This is a genomic window from Micrococcus lylae NBRC 15355 (assembly GCF_001570885.1).
GTDB classification, from domain to species: Bacteria; Actinomycetota; Actinomycetes; order Actinomycetales; family Micrococcaceae; genus Micrococcus; species Micrococcus lylae.
This window is the reverse complement of record NZ_BCSN01000082.1, coordinates 1-6,054: the sequence shown is the minus strand read 5'-3', so window position 1 is coordinate 6,054 and position 6,054 is coordinate 1. Positions and strand designations below refer to the sequence as shown.

Sequence of the window (6,054 nt, the reverse complement as noted above, 5' to 3'; positions counted from 1 at the left end):
ACCCCCAGCACCCCCGCCACCCCCAGCGCTTTCGTTCGGGAAACGGTCGAATCCCCGGACGCTTTCGTTCGGGAAACCGTCGAGTCCCCGGACGCTTCCGTTCGGGAAACCGTCGAGTCCCCGGACGCCCTCCCGTCCCTGACGGACCTGCACCTGAAGGGCTCGGGCCGCACCCCGTTCTCCCGCCCCGGCTCGGACGGCCTGGCCGCCCTCGGCCCGATGCTCCGCGAGGTGCTCGTCTCGGCCTGCCTGCACGCACTCGGTGTGCCCACCTCGCGGGCCCTCGCCGTGGTGGCCACGGGCGGTCAGGTGCAGCGGGACCGTTCCCTGCCCGGCGCGGTGCTGGCCCGCACGGCCGCCTCCCACCTGCGCGTGGGCACCGTCCAGTACGCGGCGGCCCTGGCCGCCCAGCACGAGGCCGCCGGCTCCCCGGAACGTGCGGACGGCCTCCACCCGGAGACCCTCCTGACGCGCCTGGTGCAGCACGCCCTGGACCGCCACCACCCTCACGCCCCGCGCACGGATGTGCCGGCCCTGGACCTGCTGCGCGCCGTCGCCCGTGCCCAGGCCGAGCTGGTGGCGCAGTGGATGCTGCTGGGCTTCGTGCACGGCGTGATGAACACGGACAACATGACGCTGTCCGGCGAGGCGATCGACTTCGGCCCCTGCGCCTTCATGGAGGCCTTCGACCCGGACACGGTCTTCTCCTCGATCGACCATGCCGGCCGCTACGCCTACGGGAACCAGCCGGCGATCGCCCGCTGGAACCTCGCCCGCCTGGCCGAGGCACTGCTGCCGCTGATCGACCCGGACCAGCAGCGTGCCGTGGCCGCCGCCGAGCGTGTGCTGGACGAGTTCCGCGTGCACCACACCGCCGCCTGGCGGCGCGGCCTGGCCGCCAAGCTCGGCCTCCCCGCAGAGCCTGTTCCCGACGACGGCCCCGCACCTGCCGAGGACACCTCGCCGAACGCCTCCGCCTCCACCGGGACGGCCGCCACCGTGCCCGACGTAACCACGCTCACCGATCCGCTGTTCGCGCTGCTGGCCGAGCACCGCGTGGACTGGACGTCCTTCTGGGCATCGCTGGCGGACGTCGCCGAGTCAGCAGATGCCACGCTGCTCCCAGACCCGCTTCAGGACTGGGGTGCGGACTGGCTCGCCCACGGTCCGGACGCTGCACTGCTGCGTCGCACGAACCCGGTGGTCATCGCCCGCAACCATCTCGTCGAGGAGGCCCTGGACGCCGCGGAGGCCGGCGACCTGACGCCCTTCGAGAATCTGCTGTCCCAGGTGCGCAGGCCCTTCTCGCCCCCGGACGGACGGGAGCGATACGCGGAGCCGGCCGCGCCGTCGTCGGGAAGGTATGTGACGTACTGCGGGACCTGAGCCGAGAGCCGGAGGCGACCGCCCCGCGCCGGTGCGTCCTCCTCCGCCCCGAGCACACCGAAGGGCCCGCCCGCTCCGGATGGAGCAGGCGGGCCCTTCGGTGCGGCGGGTCAGTTCGCGAAGGTGTCCAGCAGACGACCCGTGGGGGTGAACAGGCCGACGGAGTCGCCGCCGTTGTTCAGCACGTTCGAGGTGCCCTGGTTGTAGTAGGCGTCCTCGGAGTCGGTGCCGGGGCCGGTGTACACCCGCAGGGTCTGGCCCGGCTCCAGGATGTAGCCCTCGCCGACGGTCAGCACGTTGTAGGCGGCGTCTCGAAGGAGGTAGCCGGAGACGTCCACCGGCGCCGGGCCGTCGTTGACCAGCACCACGTGCTCGCCGGTCTCCGGCTGCAGGTCCGGCCCGGGGACGTCGTTGACGGAGTCGAGGATCCGCACGCCCTGCGCCTGCGGGAACGGCTTGAGCCCCTTCGCATGGCGGACGAGCTCGCGCGGGAAGTCGCCGGTCACCCGGTCCACGCCGAGCGCCGCGACCTGGTCGTAGGCCTCCACGGAGTTCACGGTGTAGACGGCCGCCTCCAGGCCGGCGTCATGGATGCGCCGCACCCCGTCCGCGTCCAGGCTGCGGTAGTTCGTGCTGAAGCCGTCCGCATACTCGGCCACCGCTTCCAGGGCGGCGGCGTCCGGGACGGTGCCGGCGAGCTGCTGCAGCGGGATCTGCGGTGCCAGGGCTGCGAAGCGACGATTGGATTCGGCGTCGAAGCCGATGACCTCCACCTTGCCCCGGGCCACGAGGCGCTGCCACTCGGGCACGGAGGCGAGCGACTCGGCGACGACGGCCTCGACGCCGGGCGAGTCCTGCGGGCTCTTGATCTCGATGAACACACCGGTGCGCGGGGTGGCGGCTCGGGCGGCGTCGTCCAGGTGCGGGATCCGCTCGCCCCGGTAACGCTCGGCGTAGGCGGAGCCGACCTCGAGCTGCTGGAGCTCGTCCCAGGTGAAGCTGGTAATCGGGTCGTCTTCGCGGCCGGGGAACACCTCGGCGACGTTCGTCGTGCGTGCGGGCGTGGAGTCGTGGAAGAGGAACGGGACGCCGTCGGCCGAGAGCTGCACGTCGATCTCGAAGAAGCCGGCGCCGGAGCGGACCGCCTCACGGAAGGCCGCCACCGTGTTCTCCGGTGCCACGCCCGCGGCGCCGCGGTGGCCGATCACCTCGGGCGCGGAGGAGCCGACGGTCTGCGCCGAGACGGCACCGGCGCGCCCATGAGGCTCCGGTGCGCCGGGGGCGTGCTCTACCGCGGCCTGCGCGGCCGGGGACAGCAGCGTTCCGGTGATGGCGGCGGCGGCCAGCGCTCCGGTGGCGCGGCGGCGGGTGCGGGACGTGGTCTCGCGATGCGCGGGCATGCTCGGCTCCTTGCCTCGGGACAGGGTGAGCCTGGACGGATCCGCACTCACCCGGCACGGGGCGGCCCCGTGCCGCCGCCCACGCTCGCACCGGCCGGTGACCTGCATCTGCCGCCACGGTGGACAGACGCTTCACCGCAGGTGACCTGCGCGTGAAGAGCGGGAGACGCCGAGGGGCCCGCCCGCTCCCACGGAGCAGGCGGGCCCCTTCGGCTCGCCCGGGCATCGCCGGTCCGTCACCGGCGGCCGTCCGCCGGCCCTCCGGCCTCAGCCCTGCTTGCGGTCGACGATCGTCAGGTAGACCTCGCCGTCGCGGACCTCCACCCGGTGCACCCCGACCGGCTCGGTGGCGGGCAGGCACTGCGGCTTGCCGTCGGTGAGGCAGAACCGGGAGCCGTGGAGCCAGCATTCGATCTCGAGGCCCTCGAGCTCGCCCTCGGCCAGGGAGATGTCCCCGTGGGTGCAGGAGTCGTCGATGGCGTGGAAGCCGCCGTCCTCGGTGTGGAACACGGCGATGTCGTCCCAGTGGCCGGTCGCGCCCATGGGCAGGACCGTGGCCTCGCCGACGGCGATGTCCGCGGCGGCGCCGACGTGGATCTCGTTCCCTGCCATGGCTCAGCCCTTCCGGTAGTCGCGGGCGAGGGCGATGAACCGGTCGTTCGCCTCGACCTCGCCGATGGACACGCGCACACCCTCGCCGGCGAAGGCGCGGACGGACAGCGCCTGCTCGCCCGCCCGGGCGGCGAAGTCCGCGGCCTGCTCTCCGAGCGGCAGCCAGACGAAGTTGGCGTGGGTCTCCGGGATGTCCCAGCCGGCCTCGGTGAGGGCGGCGACCACACGCTCGCGCTCGTCCACCACCTTCTGGACGCGTTCGGTGACCTCGTCCAGGGCGTCCAGGGAGGCGATGGCGGCCTGCTCGGCCACCGTGGACACCGCGAACGGGGTGGCGACGACCCGCAGGTGGCGGGTGATCTCCGGGTGGGCGATCGAGTAGCCCACGCGGAGGTTGGCCAGGCCGTGGGCCTTGGAGAAAGTGCGCAGCACGGCCACGTTCCGGTGCTTGCGGTACATCTCGATGCCCTGCACGGCGTCGTCGTGGCGGACGAACTCCACGTAGGCCTCGTCGATGACCACGAGGATGTGCTCGGGCACCTTGGCCAGGAAGTCCTCGACTTCGGCGGTGGTGAGCACCGGTCCGGTCGGGTTGTTCGGGGTGCAGAGAATGATCACGCGGGTGTTCTCGGTGATCGCGTCCAGCATGGCCGGCAGGTCGTGGCGGTGGTCCGCGGTGAGCGGGACCTGCACGTCCTTCGCCCCGGCGGAGCGCACCACGATCGGATACGCCTCGAAGGAGCGCCAGGCGAAGAGGACCTCGTCGCGGTGGCCGTCGTCGTGCGGGCCCGCGTAGGCGGTGATGATCTGGGTCAGGGCTCCCAGGGAGCCGCCGCCGGTGACGATGTCGTCGGCCGGGACGCCGTGGTGCTCGGCCAGGCGGGTGCGCAGCGCGGTGGACAGCGGGTCCGGGTAGCGGCACAGCGCGCTGGCCTCGCCCTCGGCGCCGGCCACCAGCGCGGTGACGGTGTCCAGCACGGACGGGACCGGGGCGTACGGGTTCTCATTGGAGGACAGCTTGTACGGCGTCAGGCCCTCGACGGCGGCCGGGGGCTTGCCTGCGGCGTAGGGCGGAAGCAGGTCGATCACCGGGTTGGGGTGGACGACGGTCGTGCTCGGCTTCGGGGTCTCAGTCATGGTCAGAAGACTACGACGACGGCACTGGCCTGTCTTGCCGGAGCTGCCGATGGTGCGCATTCCGTCAGCGCGGGCGGGTCTGCGGTGTCAGTTCGTCTCCGCGCGGCGGCTTCGCGGCGGGCTCCCCACCCCGCATCGACTCCGGCACCTCAGTGCGGTGGGCTCCGCGTCAGTGTGCGGGCGCGGCGCCCAGCGCCGCGGCGATGGTCTCGGCGCCGGCACTCAGGCGCCGCCCGATGGCTTCGGTGTCCTCGGCCCGGTCCGCGTAGACGACCGCCACGGCCGCGGGCAGCTGCCCGGGCACGCGCAGCGGGACCGCCACGGAGAAGACGCCGGGGATGACCTCGCCGCGGCTCGTGGCATGGCCGCGCTCGCGTGCGGCGGCGACCTCGGGGCGCTCCGGGTCCTCGATGATGCCGGTGTCCGCGGCGGCGGCGAGCTGCTCGGGCTCCAGGGAGGCGGCGATTGCCAGGCCGGGGCCGCCGCGGCCGAGCGGGTGCCGGGTGCCGGGGCGCTGGGTGACGAGGTTGCCCTGGGCAGGCTCGACGGTGACGAGGGTCGTGCAGTCCTGGCCGTCCCACACCACCACGAAGGCGCTCATGCCCAGGTCCTGGGAGATCGCGGTCAGCTCCGGCAGGGCGGCGGCCTGCAGGTCCTGCTCCACGCCGCGGGCGAGCACGGCCAGGCCGGGAGCGCCGTAGACGCGCCCGGCGGCGTCGCGGCGGACCAGACGGCGGTCCTCGAGGGTCCGGAGGATCCGGTAGACGATCGAGCGGTGCACACCGAGCGCGGCGGCGACCTCCGCGATGGTCGGCGGCTGCGCCGAGCCCGTGACCACCTCGAGCACGCGGATGCCGCGGTCCAGCGTCTGCGAGGAGGCGGACGAGGAGGCGCCGCGGGCGCCGGAGGGGGCGGCCGTCGTCGTGGTGCTGCGCGGCGGTGTCATGGACGGCTCCTTTCCGGAGAAACCCTTGTGAAGTGGCTCACGCCTGGCGTACAGTCTGACACAGTTCGTTCTCTATGAGAACAGCGTGTTCCATATGCGAACACAGCCGCCGCGACCACCTCCCGAGGCGCCCCGCTCCCCCGGGCCCGCGCGAAAGGACCAAGGATGCTCTTCCATCACAACGGCTATGTCTCCACGAACCCCCGCCAGTACGCGGCCGCCGGCGTCGGCCTCGACCGCCCGGCCGAGCTGCCGGACGAGATGGACGTGCTGATCGTGGGCGCAGGCCCGGCCGGCATGATCGCCGCCGCCCAGCTGGCGATGTTCCCGGACGTCACCACCCGCATCATCGACCGCCGCCCCCACCGCCTGAAGATCGGGCAGGCCGACGGCATCCAGGCCCGCTCCGTGGAGACCTTCCAGGCGTTCGGCTTCGCCAACGAGATCATCGACGAGGCCTTCGACCTGACGTACATGGCCTTCTGGAACCCGGATCCGGAGAACCCGGAGAACATCGTCCGCACCTCCCTGGCCGAGGACGACCCGGAGGGCGTGTCCGAGTTCCCGCACCTG

The 6,054-nt window shown here is 72.9% G+C and carries 6 protein-coding genes; 2 read left to right on the top strand and 4 right to left on the bottom strand.

All coding sequences use genetic code 11. The annotated features are described in order from the left end of the window. On the top strand, window positions 1-1,386 hold a 1,386-nt coding region (locus MLY01S_RS11540), incomplete at its 5' end, for a protein adenylyltransferase SelO family protein (protein ID WP_067192307.1). Window positions 1,387-1,496: 110 nt separating this feature from the next. On the opposite strand, the gene MLY01S_RS11535 is transcribed toward MLY01S_RS11540, so the two are convergent. From MLY01S_RS11535 to MLY01S_RS11520, 4 genes are all read right to left on the bottom strand, one after another. Continuing rightward, window positions 1,497-2,786 carry a glycerophosphodiester phosphodiesterase family protein gene (locus MLY01S_RS11535; RefSeq protein ID WP_067192304.1) on the bottom strand — a complete coding sequence of 430 codons (1,290 nt, stop codon included), beginning with the start codon at window positions 2,784-2,786 and terminating at the stop codon, window positions 1,497-1,499. A 267-nt stretch (window positions 2,787-3,053) separates the two neighbouring features. After that, window positions 3,054-3,398: a Rieske 2Fe-2S domain-containing protein gene (locus MLY01S_RS11530; protein ID WP_067192300.1), complete on the bottom strand. Its 345-nt coding sequence runs from the start codon at window positions 3,396-3,398 to the stop codon at window positions 3,054-3,056. 3 nt (window positions 3,399-3,401) lie between these two features. Next, complete coding sequence (locus MLY01S_RS11525; RefSeq protein WP_067192297.1) at window positions 3,402-4,535, bottom strand: histidinol-phosphate transaminase; 1,134 nt, start codon at window positions 4,533-4,535, stop codon at window positions 3,402-3,404. 169 nt (window positions 4,536-4,704) lie between these two features. After that, the gene (locus tag MLY01S_RS11520; protein WP_082740150.1) at window positions 4,705-5,481 is read right to left on the bottom strand and encodes an IclR family transcriptional regulator; all 777 of its coding nucleotides are present in this window, start codon (window positions 5,479-5,481) and stop codon (window positions 4,705-4,707) included. A 165-nt stretch (window positions 5,482-5,646) separates the two neighbouring features. On the opposite strand from MLY01S_RS11520, the gene MLY01S_RS11515 reads away from it, so the two are divergent. Beyond that, on the top strand, window positions 5,647-6,054 hold a 408-nt coding region (locus tag MLY01S_RS11515), incomplete at its 3' end, for an FAD-dependent monooxygenase (protein ID WP_174520657.1).

Coding starts and splice junctions, on each gene's coding strand:
- MLY01S_RS11535 (WP_067192304.1), bottom strand. CDS start 2,786: ATGCCCGCGCATCGCGAGACCACGTCCCGCACCCGCCGCCGCGCCACC.
- MLY01S_RS11530 (WP_067192300.1), bottom strand. CDS start 3,398: ATGGCAGGGAACGAGATCCACGTCGGCGCCGCCGCGGACATCGCCGTC.
- MLY01S_RS11525 (WP_067192297.1), bottom strand. CDS start 4,535: ATGACTGAGACCCCGAAGCCGAGCACGACCGTCGTCCACCCCAACCCG.
- MLY01S_RS11520 (WP_082740150.1), bottom strand. CDS start 5,481: ATGACACCGCCGCGCAGCACCACGACGACGGCCGCCCCCTCCGGCGCC.